The sequence below is a fragment of the Paenibacillus sp. FW104-T2 genome (assembly GCF_058789975.1).
In genome coordinates, this window is the sequence record NZ_JBYTCE010000004.1 from 154,056 (window position 1) to 175,445 (window position 21,390).

Sequence of the window (21,390 nt, forward strand, 5' to 3'; positions counted from 1 at the left end):
GAAATCATGTTAGGAATATTAGTCAATTGCTTTTCCATTGTATTCGGAAGTACCCTTGGAGCGATCACTAAAAAGTTTGTCAATGACGGATATAAAGCCATTCTGTATCAAGTCATTGGGATCAGTGCTATCATCATCGGCATTAGCACTACCATCAACAGCATCTCTACGAGCCAGTATCAGGTGATGTTTGTTATCTTTCTTACGATAGGCGGCATTATCGGTCAACTGATTAATTTCGATCAGATTTTGTCCAGGATCATGACCCGTTTCTCGTCCAATGGACTAAATGAAGGATTGACGGTTGCAATCTCCTTATTATGCTTAGGGTCCATACCGATTCTCGGACCGCTGCAAAGTGCACTGCAGGGAGATAACACCTTTTTGCAGATCAATACCATTTTCTCGGGCATTACGGCCCTAATTCTGGCTTCCTCCTTCGGCTTTGGCATTATGCTTTCAGCGATTATTTTATTTGTCATTGAAGCTCTGGTCTTCTTCTCGGCTGACTTTATCTCCGTATACATGACGGCCAACATCATTAACGAAATCACGTTGATTGGTGGTATTCTGGCGCTCTGCACCGGATTGAACGTCCTGAAGATTACGGAGATCAAAGTTTTGAATCTGCTTCCGGCCTTATTTATTCCTATTTTTGTGTTATAAAATGGTATGTAATTATTTGGTAGACAGCGAAACTTAAGAGGCTTATCCTATTGGGTAAGTCTTATACTACTATCTAGGAGGAATTTATAATAAAATTGCTAAAGATCTTATCGTTGTACGTGGCTTGTTTAATTGTGACTTACGTCATCATTGCCATCGGTACTGTTGGCCTTTATTTGGGTTCAGCCCTTGTACTTACTTTGCTTGTTTATATTGTGATTTTGCTCTTAAAGATACAGAAAAAATGAGGATTACCACAATAGTGGTAGTCCTCATTTTTATAAGTATTCTTTACAAGTACATTTATTCTTTACAGATGCATCGCAAGCAGCAATTTGTAAATCATAGCTGTCGCTTCCGCACGGGTCGTCATATTCTCCGCACGAACCGTATTATCGGTATAACCATTAATAATATCAGCTTGTACAGCTGCATCCATGGCGTCCTGTGCCCAAGCTGGCGTTTGTGCTGCATCGGTGAAGCTTGGTTTGGCATTCTCACCGTTCGTTCCCGCCTGCACATCACTCAACTTCAGTGCTTTTGCCATCATCACAGCCATCTCGGCACGGGTAATGGTGCGATCAGGCTTGAATGTATTATCTCCATAGCCTGTCACTATACCGGCTTGCACGGCAGCTGCAATCTCGGACTTCGCCCATGCAGGTACAGCTTCCTCATCAGCAAATGAAGTCGTAGACGCTACCGTTTGGAGAGCCAATGCTTTGCTAAGCAATGTGACAAACTCAGCTCTTGTAATCTCCTTGGACGGTTGGAATGTTCCATCTGCATACCCTTGGATGACGTTCATGCCCATCAGACGATCCGCATAATCAGATGCCCAGTGTCCATTTAGATCCGTCAGGTTCGCAGGTGTGTAACTGGACACTACAAAGGTACCCAGGTGATTCACATTCGCCGTAATGGTTCCAGCAGCATTCGTTTCCCCGCCGACAAATACCCAGCTCTGACGAGCTTCGTTATAATAATAGATTGCCGGCTTCGTTCCGCTTATCAAACCTGCCGGATCATAATTCAGGCTCAACTCAGCCGAATGGTTTAACGTCCGTCCACCTGTGCGGCTAATCTGTACCGCTTGACCCAGAATATTCAGCGAAGCTGTATTCTGCAGTTTGTCCTGTGCGATCACGGACAGCTGTAAAGTATCTTTTTCCCCAACGGCTCCAGCCGGAGCTTTGAATTCCACCACGTTTTTAATACCCGTCTGTACAGGCTGATTCGCTTCCACTTCAACCTTCACTTCAGTCGAGGAATCCGATCCGGTGCCCGGAGTGGATGGTGTTGTAGGAACTGTAGGGGTTGTCGGTACGCTTGGCGTGCTTCCTCCGGCACTGCCACCGGTATTGCCTCCATTACCGCCGCCTGATCCACCGCCATTGTTCGAACTGGCTTGTACCGTAATAGTACGTGTGACTTCTGCTGCTGCATTGCCAGCGATATCTTTTACGTTATAACGAATCGTATAGATTCCGGCTGCTTGTGTGTTCACGGTGCCTTCCATCTGCACGGAACCGCTGATCCCCACATTGTCGGATGCCAATGCTCCAGGTTCACTGTAGGTATCCCCCACGTTCAGTGTCATCTGACTGCTGCCTTGCAGTGTAATGACCGGAATTTCGCGGTCGATTTTGACAACCATCAGTAAAGTATACTCACTGTTCAGATCGTCTGTAGCTCGGAACAACAGGCTGTGCTCTCCAGGCTCAGCAATCTCCAGAGACGTATTCTCGGTATAAGGGCCATACGTTTGACCTCCATCACGGGACAGCTCAATGGTCGCCGAAGTGGCCGGTGCATATACCGCGCTCGTTACACTTACGTTTACAGACTGATTCGTCCATGTATCCGTATGATACGGCTGGCCGTCTGTGGTCGTCATATTGCTTTTCAGAATCAGAACCTGATTATTGGTGCCCTCTACGATGACAGTGAAAACTTTCGTTTGTATTTCGATGCCGCGTTGTACCGTGGCTGTCAGTTCCAATCTTTCATTGTTATCAGGCTGTGTCAGCAGCTTGCCTTGATTATCGATCAATTCCGGATTGGAACTGGACCAAGTAATTGTCGCTCCATGTTTCCCTTCAACAGGAAGAGTGAGGTCGGAAGTGACCGCGTTCAGGTCTCCCAGATCAATCGCTTGGAGCGTGTCATTTACCGCCTGCACATCACTATAAGGTGCCGCGTTCACGAAGATCGGATTGGAGTAGAACCACAGATCCCGATAATTGCTGTCATTGATTTCGTTGAAACGCGTTTCTGCATCTGCAGTCGTGTTCTTCGGATCCAGCTGTGGTTCGCCATTCACCGTCTCACCTGGAACGTTCATATCCAGATTCGTCCCGCGCAGGCGGAAATACTGGTCTTGATCCGTGGCTTTGATCTTATATGTGATGACATTGTAGCCTTCGGCATCTGTCGTCCAATCGTCCGATGTGAAGGTAGCCAGCACTCTCGTGGAGTCGTTGGTATCCTTGTTATATGCGGCTGTACCCTTCTCGGCCTTGCCTGTCACATCCCCTGCGATCAGGTCAACGTGGTCGACCACAGGTACCTGTCCAGCGGATATACCGCTGTTGATTGGCTTTTCATAATTGTTACTGGTCGTTGGGCTCTTGAACCGGATCTTCAGCTCCACTTCATCGCCCTGAGTCACGTTCAGATCCTCACCCATTTCAGCCTGAGCGCCTGCTCCGGAAGCGGTGAAATCCAGTGCGTTAATCAGATCACCGAATACGGAAAAGGATTTTCCTGAACGAAGACCTTCCAGCACGGCCTGCATTCCGCTGCCCTCAACCCACGCGTAAGTCTTGGCATATTCCCCAGGGAAGTAACCACTGGAATTCGTACCAATGGTTTTGAAATGGTAATCCGAGTTACCATAATTCCAGAAATGGCGCCCTTCTCCCAGCAGTGCGTCCCACAGTCCGCCCACTTTGGCCACCATGTAGTCTACACCGCCATATGTACGGTATTTGTACCCATCGTCTGCCTTCGGATTAGATACGTTGTAGGTTGTGTTATACCCGCCGCGATCCGGTTCCATCTGGTTACCAAGCATACCTTCGATACCGAATACCACTTGTGGCGCCAGATCGTTGAAATCGCGGAAGTCCGCAATTGTATATTTATTTTTGCCACGCGAAGGATGGTTGATCATCGCATAGCTCGTTGTTGGATAGTTGGTTTTCAGCCAGTTAATGGCAGTTAGTGCATCCTGATGTGTCGTATAGGCACGTCCGCCTTCCTGATTCCAGGCCGCTACATCGGCCGGATCGAACAGACTCGCATCGCGATTGGTAAAACGATATTCGAATTCTTTGGCAGCTTCCAGCGCTTCGGTCGAATTCGGCTCATCGGTGAGAATCCCCACACCAACGTGTTCATGCGTCGGCATGTCCCATTCGAAGCCGGAGAAGATCGTTTTGCCTGCATATTTGCCTTGCTCCTGTAGTGCCTTGATCTGAGGTACCTGATATTCATTCATTCCCACGGACATCGGAATGGACCCACCAGGAATTTCATTTCCGTTGTGATCCCGCTTGGATAACCGCAAATGATCCGTCAGCGCGATCCAGTCCAGCCCATATTGCGTCAAACCCGCGTCCAGGACGTTCTCCAGCGAATTTTGCGCATCATCCGATTCAAATGTATGTACGTGCAAATCCCCCGTTTGCCAAGAACCTGCAGCTGTGCTGTTGACTGGCGTGTTATCTCCCGCAGCTGCATGGGTAATCGCCGCAGGAAAAGCTCCCATGACCATTCCTGTAGCCAGCGGTATCAGCGTAAGCATAGCCAGCATTTTCTTTCCTTTTTTGTTGAACAACCTGATCCCTCCACCCGTTCTGTGTTGTTGTGCCGGGAGTAAATATATGAGACTTTGAGGGTAGGGTCAACGCGTTGAAAGCGCCTATTAAAAATTTTACATAGAGCTGCATTCGTTTACATTCTATTAAAGCTTTCTTTTGCTGTATACATATGTTGTATCCTCTCTAAATCTCTCGTTTTATGAGTCAAAATGATTAAACACGGCACGTTTCGGCTCCTTGCAGCGTTCAAAGTTTGTTCACCATTCAGGAAACTTTCACCACTCTTGTGGATGACAGGAAGAGCTTTGAGAGAATTCTATGATAGATGGGATCAAGCTGAAGAATTATGTAAAAATCGTCATGTGAATATGACTCTAAATCCTGTCATTCGTGCGACCCATTTCAGAGATATTCATGAGCTCTATATCCCACGGATACTCGGTTAATGCTCCCTTTTGACTTGAATTTTACATCTCTAGTTACGTAAAAAGATTGTTAATGGGAGGTTAATCTCAATGGCAAATCTACTATATATAAAGAGGCAAAAATTAATTCCAACAGAGGCTGACTTTCCCCATCAAAAGCTTTCTTATAACACCATTACTTTATACCTAAAACGTACTGCAAAAGAATTATTTCACGATGGTTTTATAAAAATCTCTTTATGGGGGACCGATAAAACTCATGCGCCATGGTTGCTAAGACGTCACCAAACCATTGATTTACCCAAAAGGAGAAAAGCATTGTGAGAAAAATCGGGAGTTTATTCATTATCTATTCCATGCTTACAGCCTTGTTTATGACAAGTTCTGTTATGGCAACTGGAGATACATTGGATTCAAGGAAAGAAGGAACCATTGCAACAACAAGTGCGACGAGTTATTACGTCTCTCCGAACGGCAATGATACCAATGCGGGAACGATAAATGAGCCAGTGAAAAGCTTGATGCAAGCTCAGTACCTCGCTTCGTCCGGCGATACCGTTTATATCCGCGGCGGAGTGTATGACGATTTTGAAATCGCTAAAATGGACAGCAATTATAATTACGTTCATGCCTTCAACAAAAATGGAATTACCTACGAGGCATATCCGGGTGAGAGGCCTGTATTTGACTTCAGCAATGTACCAACCAATTTACGTGTAGCTGCTTTCTTTGTTGAGGACCGTGTAACAGGTGTCACTTTCGAGGGATTTGATGTCACTGGAGTCAAAGTAGGTGAGCAACCTCAATCGGAGGCCTTCAGAATCAGAGGTCAAGCCGATTTCGTGAATATGGCCGCTTACGGAAATGAAGCCATTGGTTTTTATTATACAGGGAATGGGACAGGAACCGTTCTTAACTCTGATGCCTATGACAACATTGGCCCGACGGATGTATCTGCAGGAAATACAGATGGATTCGGAGCTCATGGCGGAGCTGTTTCGTTCATCAATTCCCGCGCCTGGAATAACAGCGATGATGGATTTGACAGTATCAGTTCAAAGGGACCTGTGGTGTACGATCATTGTTGGTCGTTTAACAACAGAGGCAACCAGAATGGCGTAGGCGACCAAAATGGTTTTAAAGTCGGAGGATATGCCTACCGGACAACCGGAATTCCGGACCCAGTGCCCGTTCATACGGTCCAATATTCACTTGCTGTGAATAACGGAGCAAATGGATTTTATGCGAATCATCAGCCAGGACAATCCGCTAACTGGACCAATAACACAGCATACAATAATGGAAGAGCTAACTACGATATGCTTGAACGCGTAAGTCCAACGGATATCACCAATATTCCTGGTTACAGGGAAGTGTTACATAATAACATTGCCTATATGGGGACAACCATCAAGAATGATAACAACCCCATTGAAAATGTGTCCAATAATTCTTGGACCATTGATGGCGGTCTTCAGCTCACCTCAGAGGATTTTTTAAGTCTGGATACGACTCAATTATCGGCAGCTAGAAAAACAGACGGCAGTTTACCTGATGTCACGTTCATGCTTCCTGTAGATACGAGTCCTTTATTCAAACATGGTTTAGGATACCTTGCCGATAAGTAAGATTCTGTTTTTCAGTAGACCAAAAGGTGATGTCCAAGGAAATGTGGATATCACCTTTTGATTTTTTTACAATGACTACGTTTATATCAACACAATTTGCGCTACATCCCCCACACTACCCCTCCAACCCGTTAAACTGTCGAAGCATGGTGGTAAAACGTCCCAGCTCTTTATCATCCCAGCTGGATATGCGGTCATAAAAGGCCGACTCCTTCTCTTTCAACGCATTCACTGTCGACTGCTCGCCAAGCTCCGTCAGAGACAATAGAATGCCGCGCCGATCATCAGGGTCCTGCTCCTTGCTCACATATCCTGACGTTTCGAGCTGCTTAATCAGGCGGCTTACCGAGCTGCGGTCCATGGCAGTCGCTTCCGCCAAAGCTGCAGCGCTTGTAGGACCATAAGAGTACAGCCACCGTACGAGGTGAAAAGCAGCAGGCTGCAGTGTCGCATCAAAACGCTCGGCAGACCGAACATTAAGTGCATGCGAAGCACTAATCAGGGCATGGATCTGCTCACCAAGCGCCAATTCCAGGGCTTCTCTGTCTTTGGTTTTGATTGCATGTTCACTCATTTTTTGTTCCCCTCTCCTTAATTCGTTAAAGCAGGCGTTCAGAAAATATAGTTGACAAATATCAATTAATATTCAATTAATATGTATAGTTGATTTATGTCAATTATATCTATCGACTCTGTTCGTGTCAAAAGGAGACTTCACTATGAAAACAACACAGTCTATTATCGTAATCACTGGAGCAACAAGCGGATTGGGGCAGCTTGCTGCCATCGAGCTTGCCAAACGTGGTGCACATCTTGTACTCACAGCCCGAAGCGAAGAGCGCGCCGAGGCTACCAGAAACAAAATCAGGGCAATTGTACCCTCTGCCAAGTTCCAATTTTTCTTCGGAGACTTATCCTTGCTGAGTGATGTAAAACGTATTGGGCTTGAAATGGCAGCTGCGTATCCACGTATCGATGTACTTTTGAATAATGCCGGACTCCATGCGTTTGAACAGAGAGTGACTTCTGAAGGGTTTGCTGAGATGATGGCCGTGAACTATTTGGCCCCTTGGCTGCTAACGCATATGTTGCGTAATTCCTTGATTCAGTCAGGTCATGCCCGCGTTGTGAACATTGCATCTGAAGCCTCTCGGAATCATGGCCAACTGGTGCTGCCGGATGACTTGATGGATACCACTCCCTTTACAGCACGTGGCTCCTCTCCGATCTATGGCAAAACCAAACTGCTGAATATTATGTTTACTGGCGAACTAGCCAGACAATGGGAAGGGACCGGGGTTTGTGTGAATGCCTTGAATCCAGGTTTCAATGTCACTGGTCTTGGACGAGAGCTGTGGTTCGCGAGTGTGCTTGAGCGCATATTAACGTTTCTGCACATCGGCGACCCACGCCGTGGCGCGGACATCATGACTCGTCTCGCTGTGGAACCCGAGTTTGGAAAGGTTTCGGGAGGTTATTTCAATGTGGGAAGCGGGGCGGCAATTACTCCCGTGGATCCAGGCGGAGATGCAGGAATGCAACACAAATTGTGGGCGGTAACGCATCAATTGATGAATGAACGCGGCTTGCTGGATTAATATTGGTTCAGTGCTGGAGGAGAGGAGGCTAGAGGGGCCTCGATCAGCCCCTTATCTTTTCGCTCCCTTGATATTGTACTATCCGATTTTTGGAATTCACTATAGTTTATTTTGCTGTAACACGAGCTCAGGGAAGCGTTTAACCATGTCGTGGATAAAACCATCATTCCCGTAAATGGCAACTACAATGGACTCTTTCCGGGTTGGCATTGGAATAATAATGGCTTGTTTCCCCTTAAAATAGTAGCGATCCTTTCGCTCATCCCCGTTATCATCTACATAGACAATGTTAACGAAATCCATATCATGACTGAGCGCTTTATCGTGGATCACAATACATAAATATCGACCTACCTTTTCTACGGATATGCCCTCTTCGTCTTCATCCCATACATACTCGTTTGGTTGCATTACAAGCTTATTATCCGCTGTTTTGGTGAGGATAGATGCTTTGGCATGCTCTCCTTTTACATCAATCAACAGTGCAGAGTGGTCACTCACTATTTTTGTATCAGCGTATTGCAGATGATGAGCTTTGAGATAGCCTTGAACATCCTCTCTGGTAAGAGGTTCGCCACTCGAACCATTGGTGAGCATTAGCATAGATAACATCAATTCAAACAAAAACTTCATTTTATGTACTCCTTCTATTGTGGATATTCATATATATCACTTTAATTTCTAATTTCTTCATGAACTGAATAATAGAATAAAAAGGGACTGGCGAATCCATTGATGCAATACTTGTGAACCCGCCAGCTTCTTGCAATAATGCCTATTCTTCATTGCTCCTTCAATTTATAGCGTTGCAAACACCTTGTCAAAGCCTGCTTTCGACTTGGCAAACAGCTCGGTTGAATCAAGTGTTGATGCAGGTGCCAGAACTTCCTGAGATACAACGCCCGTGTAACCAATAGCCCCTAAGTTTTTCAGAAAACCCGTCAGATCAATGACTCCCTCGCCTGGATACAGGCGCTCATTATCAAGCAATTCTTCAATTGGCAGATCATATGCATCATTGATATGAACGTGAACAATCTGTTCCTTTTTCAATTGCAGCACCTCTTCCATACTCAAACCAAGCGTATGCCAATGATAGGAATCCACCAGTAAGCCTACATTGGGAGCATGAATGGTCTCGATCCAGTCCAGCGTGTCTTCCACACTCCAAATAAACGGATTCTTCCACTGGGTACGCAAATGATGGCAGCCGACAAACTCCAGCCCTAGCCGGATACCGTATGCCCCCAGAATATCTGCACAGAGTCTCAATCGTCTGGTAGCCGCCGCCATGAAAGATGCTGCAGGCTGATCGGTCGAGGGTAGAACATAGGTGCAGCAAGTGAAACAATTCAGCGAAGCAGAGGCTTCAGCCATTTCAACCAGAGATTTGAGTCCTTCACGAAATTGCTCTTCTGAGTTTCTCCAGTCCACGGTGAAATCCGCTGAACCGATGATGATATCGTTGCTTTCCAATAGGTGTGCGGCTTGCTCCTTGCCGTATTGTTGAACCAATGAGAGCGGATTCAAATCTACGGACTGGAAGCCATATTCGGCCGCATTCGTAATATATTGTTCATCAGACTCGATCTTCCCCAAACCTGCTTTCGTTAATCCTCTAATCATCCCAATCTCCTCCTGTGACTTGTCTAATAGGCAACGACTGCTGCACCCTCTTAAGCTCAAATTCAGGGTATAAATTCATAATAACAGCAGCTTCAAAAAAAGAAACCAGTAAGTTCCATTCTTTTATGGCACAAACCCTACGCAACCCTTTCCCGGAATCAGCGTAATAGAAAAAAGTGGAAAGGAAGGTGATACGATGACGAAATGGCTCAAGACAATTCAGTCCCCTACCATTATTTTCTTTTCATGCCTTTTGGTGCTTTCTGTGATCGTTGGTTTCCTATCCAAGCCTTATTTCACGGAACACATATTCTATGCAGACAATAACAAGTATTTATTGGATCGCCAAGAAGAAAACCAGTTGATATACCGGAGTAGAACGGCTGATTCCATTCAGGTGCAAGTGGAGCAGCAGAAGCGCACCGTATTCATCGATGATCAGAAATATATCATAACAGAACTCAGTTCCACACCTAATGCAGCATATAGCGTGTTATACCCCAAAGGAGACACGTATGAGGTTCAGGACCATGGCGGTATATTAAGAAGTTTTGATGAAGAAGGCAATATCATTAATTCCATCGCTTTTTACGTTAACAACCAGAGAATACTTAGCGAGGACGAGGAACGATTTTCACCGGATACAATCGTGACTGCTGCGTACCCGGCATACCATCACACGCAAGGTGAGCCCGTCTACCTTTTTCTAGCACTCGCCGGTTTGATATTTGGATGGTGCAGCTTCTACTACCGGAGGTTTCAGGATATCCTCTTCCTCATCTCCCTACGTTGGATCTGGGTGAACGACCCCGAACCTAGCGACTTTTATTACTTGATGACCAGTATTGGCGGGATTGTTGTCATGATGGGATCCGTTTGGATTTCCTTCAAAGCATTCTGAACCAAGCGGATTTGCATACAAAAAAGCGGTGATGACGTTGAAAATACGTCATTACCGCTCTTTTTTATCCCCCTATTAACGGGGCTTTGGTCAAGTTTGTCAAACCTGAATATCCATCGTCATATTACTTCATTTAGTTCACACGTTCCAGCGTGTACCGATTACGCGGAATTTCAAGTCCCAGGTTCTCCCGAAGCGTCTCATGCTCATATTCCGTTCGGAACAGTCCTCGTTCCTGCAGAACGGGGACAACCAGATCCACGAAATCCGCCAGTCCATTCGGCACAACCGTACGGATATTGAATCCGTCTGCGGCTTCGCCTTCAAACCACTCCTGAATCTGATCGGCAATCTGGTCGGGTGTTCCAATGAAAGAGGTTCGCGGCGTTGACGCTCTTAGCGCGACTTGGCGGAGAGTCAGCCCCTCTTCTCGTGCCTGCTGCTTGATCTTGTCCGTTGTACTGCGGAAACTGTTGCTGCCCACATCACCAATCTCAGGGAAAGGCTCGTCGAGCGGATATTCTGAAAAGTCATAATGGTCAAAATAACGCCCCAAATAATTCAGCGCGTGGTCAATACTGACCAGGCCGGCAATTTCCTGATACTTTTGCTCTGCCTCTTCCGCTGTTCTGCCCACAATTGGACCGATACCCGGAAAGATCAGTATGTCTTCAGCCTGACGTCCATATACTACCGCTCTTGCCTTAACGTCCCGGTAAAACTCCCTTGCTTCCTCAAACGTCTCATGTCCCGTATATACAGCATCTGCTGATTTCGCTGCCAGGTCTTTGCCGGATTCGGATGAACCTGCCTGAAAAATGACCGGATAACCCTGTTTCGAACGTGCCACATTGAGCGGCCCCTGTACCAAGAAATGGTTCCCTTTGTGATTCAGCGTATGGAGCTTGGAAGGGTCGAAGAAGACACCATTCTCCTTGTCCCCGACAAATGCATCATCCTCCCAGGAATCCCACAGTCCTTTGACCACATTCAGGTGCTCTTCGGCAATTTCATAGCGCAGCGCATGGTTTGGATGTTCGCCTTTGCCAAAGTTCAGTGCCGATCCTTCCAGTGGGGAAGTGACTACGTTCCAGCCCGACCGTCCTCTGCTAATTTGATCCAGTGAAGCAAATTGCCTCGCTACCGTAAACGGTTCGCTGTAGGAAGTCGATAATGTCGCAACCAGCCCAATATTGGAAGTGGCTCCTGCCAGCACAGACAACAAGGTCAATGGCTCGAAGCGATTCAGGAAATGAGGATTGGATTTTTCGTTAATAAAGAGACCGTCAGCAATGAATAGGAGATCGAACTTGCCTTCCTCCGCTTTACGCGCCTGTTTTTTGTAAAAATCAAGGTTAACACTGGCATTAATCGGAATGTCAGGGTGTCGCCAGAAGGAAATACTATTCCCGACTCCGTTCAGATTGGCCCCCAATTTCAATTGTCGTTTCGTCATATTCAAGTCCTCCCTATGTTTTCGTGGGTAATCCGGTCACTCTTGTTCAATGGCTTCATATCACTTACCTTTACCACCCAGGCTGCCCCGAGAAGTACGATCCCTGTAAGCAGAAAAATAAAAGGAATGCCGGTCCATCCACCAAGAAAGCCGCCAATCAAAGGTCCAAGCACAATACCGAATTGGCTCGCCGTCTGGCTGAGACTAACTGCCCTGCCCCGGAATTCGTGCTCCGCATATTTGATTATTAATGCATTGAGAGCCGGGTAGACCGCAGCGAAGAACAGACCATAGATAAATCGCAAACTTCCAAAATACACGAGATTATACGCGGTTAGCTGAAGAAGACTGCCAATGCCGCCGCCGATCAGCCCGATAAACAAGGTTTTCTCATACCCGATCCTGCCACCAATCTTTCCCCATTTCGGTCCCATAATGACTGTCGCTACGCCGATGACTGAAAAAACGATGCCTGCACTGAGTGTCGCATGGCTTATATCTCCGCCGATCTGAACGACATACAGCGTCAGCACCGGTTCGATAATGAGCACGGACGTGGAGACGAGTAAAATAAGTCCATAGATCCGCATTAAACCGGGAGTGGATGCCGCTCTCTTCAGATCTCCAAGAATACTGGTGGAAGCCACTTTATGAGATCTGCGCGACTCTTTTACACCAAGAACCAGCAGAGCCGAGAACAGTGTAATGATCCCGGAGGCAATGAAGCATCCCCGCAGCCCAATCCATTGACTGAGCACACCTCCAGCAAGAGGCCCAAGAATTCCGCCTGCTGCAGTGGATGTGGAGATGACACCCAGCGCGTAGCCCACATGTTTCTCCGGCGTATTCGTGCCAACCAATGTGATGGAGGCCGGATTGAATCCTGCCATGAGTCCCTGAAAGACCCGAACAGCAATGAAGGTGTAAGGATCCTGAACAAAATAGTTGGCAGAATGGGCAATCGCCAGCCCAACACCTGAACGGATCAGCATCAGCTTGCTGCCGTATTTGTCAGCCAGTGATCCCCAGAAGGGCGCACATAGTCCGCTGATCAGAAAGCTGATCGAGATCGAGACACCGGACCAGACCTCCAGCCCGCTCTCAATTCCGAGATCATTTTGCAGAAACAGAGGAAAGAACGGCACGGACAAGGTGTACGACATATGATTGAAAAAAAGCCCCAACCACAGAATATACAGATTACGCTTCCAATCCGGCATATCGGTATTCTCCATAGTATATAATTCCTATAAAATAAGTAGGTTATTATCCATATTAGGATACGGATGCAGGAAAGTATAATAGAAAAGTTCAATAGACCCATTCAAGAATTAAATGAATGGGCCTGTCATTATGCCATTTAACGCTCAATTTTCAGTTAGCTGGATAGACATAAAAACATCTACCTCATCTTCACGATCTACAAGAAACCCGAAACGTTCATATAAATGCTTCGCCCGGCTTCCCTGCAGCACATTCAATATGACACGTTTACCTCTGACTTCGTCCTTTTCCAGTAGCTTTTGCAATACTTCGGTTCCAATCCTCCTGCCCTGCACATCCGGATGAATATAAAAGTGCTCCAACAGAGCACCCTCAGCCGTAGGCTTCAGTGACACACAACCTACAGGTGAACCCTCCAGCTGTATAATCCATGTATAGATCGGATCGAATGTGTTCCGGAAACGTTCCCGAACCTTCACCGTCATACCTTCCCAATCTGGTCAGATCATCATACAGAACCAGGGCACGCAAATCAGCAAGCCGCTCCACATCTTCCTGCACAGCTTGATGCATTGTTAGTTGGTTCATTAATACAACCTCCGTATTCAATACTTCCACTACCTGTTTCTTCGCATATGTACTACTGCTTGCTGACTTCTACATCAATTCATTATCCATTTTCTTGGCACGTATAATCTCGCGAATAATCTTCGAACGGTTCCAAACGACAAATTTGAAGACAAGTCCTCTCTTATTATAGGTCGTTTCTGCCCGTTTAGGAGTATTTTCGCATAGGATTATGATCAAAAAAAAGCATAGTCCACCGGATATCATCCGACATGAACAATGCTTCTTTCTGTGTTGCTATTTCTACGAAAAGGAGAAGCCTCTCTTCCCTACATCTCTTGCAGGATGCCTTTGACAAGCCCGATAAAGGTCGTCTTCACTTTTGCAGCCACTTCGATGACTTCATCATGACTGAGCGGCTGATCCAGAATGCCGCAGGCCATGTTGGTCAGACAGGAAATGCCCAGCACCTTCATGCCGCCATGGATGGCTACGATCGCTTCAGGAACCGTAGACATACCTACAGCATCCGCGCCCATCGTCCGAATCATGCGAATCTCGGCTGGTGTCTCATACGCAGGGCCACTCCACCACGCATACACCCCTTGCTGCAGGCTGACCTTCTGCTCTTCTGCAACCTTAAGGGCAATACTGCGCAACTCGCGGCTATATACCTGGGACACGTCAGGGAAACGGACACCGAGTTCGGCGTTATTGGGTCCCATCAATGGATTGTTGCCTACCAGGTTAATGTGATCCGTAATGAGCATCAGCTGACCTGGCTGGAAGCTTGTGTTGATCGCTCCGCAGGCATTGGTAATGATCAATTGCTCAACACCCAGCGCCTTCATGATGCGAACCGGAAACGTCACTTCATCCAGCGTGAAACCTTCATAATAATGAAGACGTCCTTTCATCGCGACGACTGTTTTGCCCATGAGTTCGCCAATGACCAGCTCGTTAGCGTGACCAACAGCTTCAGATTGTGCAAAATACGGAATATCCGTATAGGGAATAACTGTAGCATTCTCGATCTCGTCCGCAAGTGCTCCAAGGCCGGAACCTAGGATCATGCCTACGACAGGCTTGGTGTTGATTCGGTTTAATATGTAATCTCTAGCTTCTTGAATATGTTCGGATTGATGCATGAATGGTTTCCTCCTGATCATCTGTAGTGGGGATTCGTATGACTATACTTCAAGTGTAATGAACAATGGACATGATGTAAATGGAAGTCGGCAACCAACACTTCTGGGCAGTCTCACGCTGTATACGTTAAGCATTAACGCCCGTCTGTAACACTTGGAAATAACCTTGCAAAAGCTTATCAAAATCAGGAGTCTCTTCCTGAATCTGCTCTATATACTTCCACAAGATCAATTCTTCCGTTTCGATGTTTATTACCTCGTATTCCATTTGTCCGGACTCCCAGACAGTCACTTGGCCCATGGCACACCCTGATTCATGAACAAACCCGGTCGAGGGGTCGGGAATATACTGTTCGTTCACATGGCCACGGTTCACCGGTTCTGTAGTAATATGAAGCGTTCGCAGCGGGCCTGCCTTTTGTTCGGCCCATTGATTAAATTGTTTTCGAATCATATGAAAGTACCCCGCCTTCAGGCTTAACCATTCTTGTGTCATTCATGCTTCAACATTACACAAAAAACCGATCCTCTGTCGAGAATCGGTCTCATTTATTGAAAAATAATAACATATTTTACATCAACAGGTAACTGCAATCACCCTTACTGCTGATCCAGCGAATAACGCATTTTGCTTTTTATGAAATCCATCCCCATGATCAGTAACAGCATCAGTACAGCAAACATCATGGATTTTCCAATAGTACTTTCAGGAAAGATCATATAGGCAGCTGCAAAATGGCCTGCAAAAAGAAACAAGTAATTCCTTATTCGGTCCATCTTCTCATCTCATTTCGGGATCAAATTCAGAACACAACTGTAACCTACTGCTCTACATTATCATATTTTTCCATATTGATCCATAATGCAAGTTATCTCTTTCGCCCAATCCCCTCATAGACAGCCTCGCACAATTCAGTTGTAAACCTGCCTGACATACCCTCCAGAGCTGTGTTCGTGAACGCAACAACGCTCAGCTCTTCTGTCGGATCAACAAACCATGAGTGACCATAGGTTCCTCCCATACGCCACGTTCCAACGGATTCCGGGGTAGCCGCCTCTATCGGATCTTTCAGCAACGTAAATCCCAGCCCAAATCCTCTGCCCGGCCAATAAGGCATGTCAAGATCGCCAATATGATTGGTCGTCATATCGGTGACCAGTGATTTAGGCAGAAGAGAGCCCCCACCTTGACGCAGCGTTTCAAGCAAAAGAAGAAAGTCTCCTGCACTTCCAACCATCCCCGCGCCACCTGAGTAATAGGCCGATGGATCGAGAACTCTTTCTGGTGCAAGGCGGAAGCCGGCCGTTCCTTCAATAAAAGGAACATGGTCCATATCATGCAAGCGACGAGGTCGCCCATTACTGTTAAAACTGTCCGCATAGGCAGCAGTCAACCTCTCCGGATCGACAGCAGCAAAATCCGTGTCTTTCATGCCCAGTGGATGAGTGACGAACCGTTGTACCGCCTCGCGCAGTGTCATCCCAGTCACTTTCTCAATGACTGCACCAAGTACATCCGTTGCAATCGAATATCTCCACATCTTCCCGGGCTCATACAGTAGTGGTACAGAAGCAATCCTGAGCAAATTTTCTTCCAGTGTAACGCCAGCGATATCCATCCCATCTGATACTTCGGCAAGTTCGTAGGTTCCCCCGTTTTCCTGAAAAAAGCGATACGTTAACCCCGCCGTATGTGTCATTAGATGATGAACCGTCATTGATGCAACTTCCCCGTTTGGCTGTTGAGGAAGAAATTCAGGAAGCCATGTTGCTACCAGATCATCCAGCTTTAATTTTCCTTGGGAAATCAATACCATGGCAGCGGTAGATACAATCGGCTTGGTTACAGAAGCATACCTAAACAGTGCGTTTTCTTGCATTGGTATGTTCTGCTCCCGATCTGCAAGGCCAGCAGCGCTGTTATAGACCAGCTCCCCTTTCCAGGCAATCTGAACAACGGAACCCACGATTCTTTTTTCTGCCAATGTCCGGTGAATGACTTCATCCACAGATACAGAATTAAACTTCATATCTCTGTCTCCCATTTCCCTCTTCCTCTCCATGTGCTACCACTTGATTATTTAAAGTAAGTATGCTTATTATATAAATGTCCTCATCCGTATTACATAAGGCAACCAAGTTATCCACAATAATCTGCCATGAATATAAAGGTAATTACAATGCATTTCCTATAATTTAAAGGGGGCCATTTCATGGACCAAATCGATACGAATATTCTCTTTCATTTGCAAAACCAGGCAAGGCTATCTATGACAGAATTGGGCAAGCTGGTAGGTTTATCTCAACCCGCCGTAACAGAACGTGTGAAACGATTGGAAGAAAGCGGTGTAATTGAGGAGTACCGCACCATCATTTCTCCACAGAAAATAGGGAAATCGAGTACTTCCTATCTCCTTTTTCGCACACGGGATTGTCATGCCTTTCTTGATTTCTGCCGTTCGTCACCGGAAGTGGTCGAATGTCATCGCGTGAGCGGAGAACATAACTACCTGTTAAAGATCATGACGGATTCCATTGCTGATCTTGAAGCATTTGGAGACCGATGTGATCCATACGGTACCTACACTACCCTTATCGCCATATCTTCACCTATCGCAGCCAAAAATCTCATCGAAGAAACGAATGTGCTGTAAATGGTAGTTTCGTTCTTAGCCCGTTTTGGGAAAACCATGTTTTCTGGCGGAACAGGCGACAACCAAGGCGATAAGAATCAACAGAATCAAGGAAATCGGCAGAAAACGAGCTCCCACCTGGTTCAAAAGGATGGCTCCGATGATCCCTCCTCCCCCAATTCCCAGATTCCATGCTGTTACCAGCATAGATTGGGCGACATCAGCACTCTTGCCCCCGGCTTGCGCAATTGCAGTCTGCAATAACGTAGCGGCCCCTCCAAATGTAAGTCCCCAGGCAACTACCCCCATAATGATCACAGTCGGTTGATGGATAAAAACCCCCATCGCCAGCGAGGCAAGTGCGAATATAACTAAGCTGATTAGAACCAAGAGCCTGATGTAACGATCAATCAGCAGCCCAATAATCCATATACCGATCACTGAAGTCAGTCCAAAGATCAGCAGAACCAGATCCACCCGTTCAGACAGCACGGTCTCACCCAGATAAGGTGATATATACGTGTACAGAATGTTATGGGCGAGGACCCAGGCCAGAACAACTAATAATATGGGACGCACCCCAGGAATAACAAAAATTCGATAAAGCGCAAGCTGATGACGAGCAGGCTCCCCCTTATAATCAGGTACTTTCCATAGGACCCAAACTACAAGCGCAGCCGTCAATAACGAAATTGTTCCGAAAATAAGACGCCACCCTGCGTAATTGCCCAAAAAGGTACCCAAGGGAACGCCCAGTGCAAGCGCCAAAGGTGTGCCCACCATGGCCACTGCCATCGCTTTCCCCCTTAACGAGCTTGAAACCATCCGGCGTGCGTAACCGGCAGTCATTCCCCACAATACGCCAGCAGACACACCCGCCATAAAACGGGCAGCAAGGGTAACTCCGTATACCGAAGAGACGGCCGTAATCGTGTTGAAAATCAGAAAACCGAGGATGCATAATAACAGCAGAGGCCTGCGTCTCCATCCACGTGTAGCAGTCGTAAAGGGGATCGCTGCCAGAAGAGATCCCACTGCGTATAATGTGACGAGTTGTCCAGCTAAACCTTCTCTGATTTCCAGATCTTGTGCTATTTGCGGCAGCAGTCCCGCCGGTAGACTTTCTGTAAGGATGCATATAAATCCAGCCATAGCCAATGCAAGCAGACCTGACCAGGGAAGACGCTCCTTTGCCATTGCGTTCACGTTCACGAAGACTCTCCTTTATCCCTTATTTGTGTAAGTCCAGAAGCCTCTGGCCTACAAGAATAAGCTTATAAAATCGGGTCTACATTTGGCATAGTTAATTAACGGCAGATCGATCGTTTTAGGAGGATAATCCGTTTTATTTCGGTGTTTCACTTTGAATTTAAATGTAAGCGATATCAATTGGTAATGGCCAAATGCTCGATGGTTAAATAGGATGGAAGGAAATCGAAGATGATTAATAGCGCTCCTGTTACTCACTAGATTGATAGGATAAAGTACAGGCATTGATATCAATGCCTGTGTTCACACATACAAAACGTAGCTTGATAGAGGAAAAATCCTGATGCAGATACACCTTGTCGACAATACGTTCTGGTAGCCGGGTTCGGTCCAATTACAAAAAATCAAGATGAGCGGTATGTCTGCCGCAGATAACAGGCCAGCTGCAGATGAAGCAGGTGCTCCTGGTTACTCAAGGACATGCCCAAAATCTCTTCAATTTTGCGAATCCGCTGATACAGAGTATTGATATGAATATGAAGCGTGGCTGCCGTCTGAGCAGCAGATCCCCCGGAAGCCATATATGTCATTAGCGTTTCCTCCAGTCCGCCGGTCTGCCCTTTGACAGGTCGAAGCGGTTCAAAGATCTCTGCCATAAACGCATTCAGATCCTCCGCAGATTGCCGGATGAACAAACGGTTGACACCTATATCCGTGTAGCGAATGGTTCCCCGTTCTCCCCTTGTCTTCTGATACGCCAGTGCCTTATCGGCTTCCTGGAATCCCGTATTAATCGCATCTAAACCTGATCGGATTGAACTTAAGCCTCCGAATAATTTCACCTGATTTCGATTCTCCCAATCCTTCAACAGGGAGCTGAACTGCTGCTCCAGCTTACCGGGTTTAAACGCATCAGTCACGATCAGCAGCAAGGTCATTCGTCTCTCATCCCCAAAAGCAACAGGCAGCGTTCCGCTTGGCATTTTCTCTCTCAGATAAGCAATGAGCTGAACGGATAATGGACTATATGTGGATGGATTCACCCGATCTGCAAACTCCAAAAGGCCGACTACGATGGATGTTGAAGGACCGATCCCGATCTCCCCCGACTTCTGCCAGTAATCCTCCGAGTCCTGACTAAGTCTCAGTTCATTGAAGAATTGCTGTGTTTTCTTGAAGTAAAATTCAGCCAGAGACTGCTTGCGCATCAATTCAAGAGCCAGAATGGAGCTCCCCTGCTCCAGCGCAATTAACTGCAATGGTTCCAGCGGAGTATTCATCTGCATGATCAGATAACCGAGACATTGATTAGCCGAAGCAATCGGGTACAAATATTGAAATACCTGGCTTTCTTCCCCCTTGATACATGTCAGATAATCAGGATGATGCAAGGATTCGTACAGATTGCGCAGTTTCTCCATATCCCAATCATTCAGGACACTGCTCCGTTTGGGAATCCATTCATTATCAATAAAATCGATAAATACGATTGGCACGCCAATAATACGTGTCAATTCGTTAACGATGGATACCGCACCCTTATTTTGCAGCGAAAGCCGCATTAAGGATGAGTGAATCTCGTCTCGTTTGATGAGCGTTTCGTTCCGTTTGCTCAGATCCTCATAGAGCTGGGCATTCGTGATGGCAATGGAAACCTGGTCGGCAAAGCTCTGCAGCAGTCTTACATCCGATTCCGTGAATATGGGGACCCTACCTTTTTGATAAACGATTAACACGCAATCCGGCTCGCCTCCCACCTTGATCGGCACCGAAATGATTGACCCGATATTCTGAAAGTCGTATGCCGAATTCAAATGATCCTTGTTGTCAGGGGTCATGTTGCCAAAGTCATCTTCCACTGTGGAGAAACTGTTGTAAAGCTTGGGTATGCCTCGCTTGAATGTATTGCCAATAATGCCTTCACCCGGCTTCAGCTTCATTTTCATCATGTCCTCGCCCATTTCTCCAGCTCTCGCCTTAACCTTCAGTGCATCAATTGAAGGATCGTATCTCCATAACACCCCGATACATTCATAAGGAATGACCGATAGCGCACTCACCAAAATCCGGCCCAACAGCTCATTCAGATCTAACAGCTGAGTCACATCACGGATACTGTTCATGATTTCGTTCAAGGCACGTTCATGCTTGCTGGCCACAGCCTCCGTATAATACGGGTAGAGTAATGAGGATAGCGTAACTAAATCTTCCGCAGAACAGTGCCAGTTCATAAAGACACGAATTGCCACACATATATTATTGCTATATGGCAGAAAAACTAACACGATATCATCTGATTCTTGCTCTACTTTGGGGTGTTGAAGAGGGAGACTTTCATCAAAACAAGGTGGTATACTTTCCTTTTTACCAATGGCTTCATTCAGCACCCAATCTTCCCAATTACTGCTGATCCAAACCTCATAATCGCATTTCCCCAAACGTTCTCTCAGGATTTCATGTAAGATTCCATTCAACAGAGCCGCCC

20 protein-coding genes are annotated in these 21,390 nt (G+C 46.5%); 6 read left to right on the top strand and 14 right to left on the bottom strand.

Features of this window, described 5'->3' with window-relative positions:
* Positions 1 to 6 precede the first annotated feature (6 nt).
* Positions 7 to 666, top strand: a complete 660-nt coding sequence (locus AC3WQ3_RS06975; protein WP_336780377.1) for a DUF554 family protein — start codon at positions 7 to 9, stop codon at positions 664 to 666.
* Positions 667 to 976: 310 nt separating this feature from the next.
* On the opposite strand, the gene AC3WQ3_RS06980 is transcribed toward AC3WQ3_RS06975, so the two are convergent.
* Complete coding sequence (locus tag AC3WQ3_RS06980; protein ID WP_336780376.1) at positions 977 to 4,507, bottom strand: S-layer homology domain-containing protein; 3,531 nt, start codon at positions 4,505 to 4,507, stop codon at positions 977 to 979.
* Between the two features lie 498 nt (positions 4,508 to 5,005).
* Here AC3WQ3_RS06980 and AC3WQ3_RS06985 point away from each other — a divergent pair, with 498 nt between their 5' ends.
* Positions 5,006 to 5,239, top strand: a complete 234-nt coding sequence (locus AC3WQ3_RS06985) for a hypothetical protein (protein WP_336780375.1) — start codon at positions 5,006 to 5,008, stop codon at positions 5,237 to 5,239.
* Positions 5,236 to 6,543 (top strand): right-handed parallel beta-helix repeat-containing protein, encoded by a 1,308-nt coding sequence (locus AC3WQ3_RS06990; RefSeq protein WP_336780374.1) that lies wholly within the window; start codon positions 5,236 to 5,238, stop codon positions 6,541 to 6,543. Before AC3WQ3_RS06985 ends, AC3WQ3_RS06990 begins: the two co-directional genes overlap by 4 nt.
* 115 nt (positions 6,544 to 6,658) lie before the next feature.
* On the opposite strand, the gene AC3WQ3_RS06995 is transcribed toward AC3WQ3_RS06990, so the two are convergent.
* The gene (locus AC3WQ3_RS06995; protein ID WP_336780373.1) at positions 6,659 to 7,117 is read right to left on the bottom strand and encodes a MarR family winged helix-turn-helix transcriptional regulator; all 459 of its coding nucleotides are present in this window, start codon (positions 7,115 to 7,117) and stop codon (positions 6,659 to 6,661) included.
* A 145-nt stretch (positions 7,118 to 7,262) separates the two neighbouring features.
* Between AC3WQ3_RS06995 and AC3WQ3_RS07000 the strand changes: the two genes are divergently transcribed.
* Positions 7,263 to 8,141, top strand: a complete 879-nt coding sequence (locus AC3WQ3_RS07000) for an SDR family NAD(P)-dependent oxidoreductase (RefSeq protein WP_336780372.1) — start codon at positions 7,263 to 7,265, stop codon at positions 8,139 to 8,141.
* A 99-nt stretch (positions 8,142 to 8,240) separates the two neighbouring features.
* On the opposite strand, the gene AC3WQ3_RS07005 is transcribed toward AC3WQ3_RS07000, so the two are convergent.
* Positions 8,241 to 8,774: a hypothetical protein gene (locus AC3WQ3_RS07005; RefSeq protein WP_336780371.1), complete on the bottom strand. Its 534-nt coding sequence runs from the start codon at positions 8,772 to 8,774 to the stop codon at positions 8,241 to 8,243.
* A 165-nt stretch (positions 8,775 to 8,939) separates the two neighbouring features.
* On the bottom strand, positions 8,940 to 9,767 hold the full coding sequence (locus AC3WQ3_RS07010; protein ID WP_336780370.1) for a sugar phosphate isomerase/epimerase family protein: 828 nt from the start codon (positions 9,765 to 9,767) through the stop codon (positions 8,940 to 8,942).
* A gap of 196 nt (positions 9,768 to 9,963) precedes the next feature.
* Here AC3WQ3_RS07010 and AC3WQ3_RS07015 point away from each other — a divergent pair, with 196 nt between their 5' ends.
* Positions 9,964 to 10,668, top strand: a complete 705-nt coding sequence (locus AC3WQ3_RS07015; protein ID WP_336780369.1) for a DUF6199 family natural product biosynthesis protein — start codon at positions 9,964 to 9,966, stop codon at positions 10,666 to 10,668.
* 133 nt (positions 10,669 to 10,801) lie between these two features.
* Here AC3WQ3_RS07015 and AC3WQ3_RS07020 read toward each other — a convergent pair whose 3' ends face one another.
* The 8 genes from AC3WQ3_RS07020 to AC3WQ3_RS07055 all read right to left on the bottom strand — a co-directional run bounded on the left by AC3WQ3_RS07020 (position 10,802) and on the right by AC3WQ3_RS07055 (position 17,093).
* The gene (locus AC3WQ3_RS07020) at positions 10,802 to 12,124 is read right to left on the bottom strand and encodes an LLM class flavin-dependent oxidoreductase (RefSeq protein WP_336780368.1); all 1,323 of its coding nucleotides are present in this window, start codon (positions 12,122 to 12,124) and stop codon (positions 10,802 to 10,804) included.
* A 2-nt stretch (positions 12,125 to 12,126) separates the two neighbouring features.
* Entirely contained in the window at positions 12,127 to 13,359 is a 1,233-nt protein-coding gene (locus AC3WQ3_RS07025) for an MFS transporter (protein ID WP_492471839.1), read from the bottom strand.
* A gap of 132 nt (positions 13,360 to 13,491) precedes the next feature.
* A complete protein-coding gene (locus AC3WQ3_RS07030) occupies positions 13,492 to 13,788 on the bottom strand; it encodes a GNAT family N-acetyltransferase (protein ID WP_492471922.1) in 297 nt (98 codons plus the stop codon).
* A complete protein-coding gene (locus AC3WQ3_RS07035) occupies positions 13,721 to 13,936 on the bottom strand; it encodes a hypothetical protein (RefSeq protein WP_336780365.1) in 216 nt (71 codons plus the stop codon). The genes AC3WQ3_RS07030 and AC3WQ3_RS07035 overlap by 68 nt, the downstream gene beginning before the upstream one ends.
* Before the next feature lie 308 nt (positions 13,937 to 14,244).
* The gene (locus AC3WQ3_RS07040; protein WP_492471840.1) at positions 14,245 to 15,063 is read right to left on the bottom strand and encodes a purine-nucleoside phosphorylase; all 819 of its coding nucleotides are present in this window, start codon (positions 15,061 to 15,063) and stop codon (positions 14,245 to 14,247) included.
* A gap of 127 nt (positions 15,064 to 15,190) precedes the next feature.
* The gene (locus AC3WQ3_RS07045; protein WP_492471841.1) at positions 15,191 to 15,559 is read right to left on the bottom strand and encodes an immunity protein TriTu family protein; all 369 of its coding nucleotides are present in this window, start codon (positions 15,557 to 15,559) and stop codon (positions 15,191 to 15,193) included.
* A 104-nt stretch (positions 15,560 to 15,663) separates the two neighbouring features.
* On the bottom strand, positions 15,664 to 15,840 hold the full coding sequence (locus tag AC3WQ3_RS07050; protein ID WP_492471842.1) for a hypothetical protein: 177 nt from the start codon (positions 15,838 to 15,840) through the stop codon (positions 15,664 to 15,666).
* 92 nt (positions 15,841 to 15,932) lie between these two features.
* Positions 15,933 to 17,093, bottom strand: coding sequence for a serine hydrolase domain-containing protein (locus AC3WQ3_RS07055; protein ID WP_492471843.1), 1,161 nt, complete (start codon positions 17,091 to 17,093; stop codon positions 15,933 to 15,935).
* Between the two features lie 183 nt (positions 17,094 to 17,276).
* On the opposite strand from AC3WQ3_RS07055, the gene AC3WQ3_RS07060 reads away from it, so the two are divergent.
* On the top strand, positions 17,277 to 17,717 hold the full coding sequence (locus AC3WQ3_RS07060; RefSeq protein ID WP_492471844.1) for an Lrp/AsnC family transcriptional regulator: 441 nt from the start codon (positions 17,277 to 17,279) through the stop codon (positions 17,715 to 17,717).
* A gap of 15 nt (positions 17,718 to 17,732) precedes the next feature.
* On the opposite strand, the gene AC3WQ3_RS07065 is transcribed toward AC3WQ3_RS07060, so the two are convergent.
* Both AC3WQ3_RS07065 and AC3WQ3_RS07070 read right to left on the bottom strand, forming a co-directional pair.
* Entirely contained in the window at positions 17,733 to 18,893 is a 1,161-nt protein-coding gene (locus AC3WQ3_RS07065) for an MFS transporter (RefSeq protein WP_492471923.1), read from the bottom strand.
* Positions 18,894 to 19,309: 416 nt separating this feature from the next.
* Positions 19,310 to 21,379 (bottom strand): helix-turn-helix domain-containing protein, encoded by a 2,070-nt coding sequence (locus AC3WQ3_RS07070; protein ID WP_492471845.1) that lies wholly within the window; start codon positions 21,377 to 21,379, stop codon positions 19,310 to 19,312.
* Positions 21,380 to 21,390 lie beyond the last annotated feature (11 nt).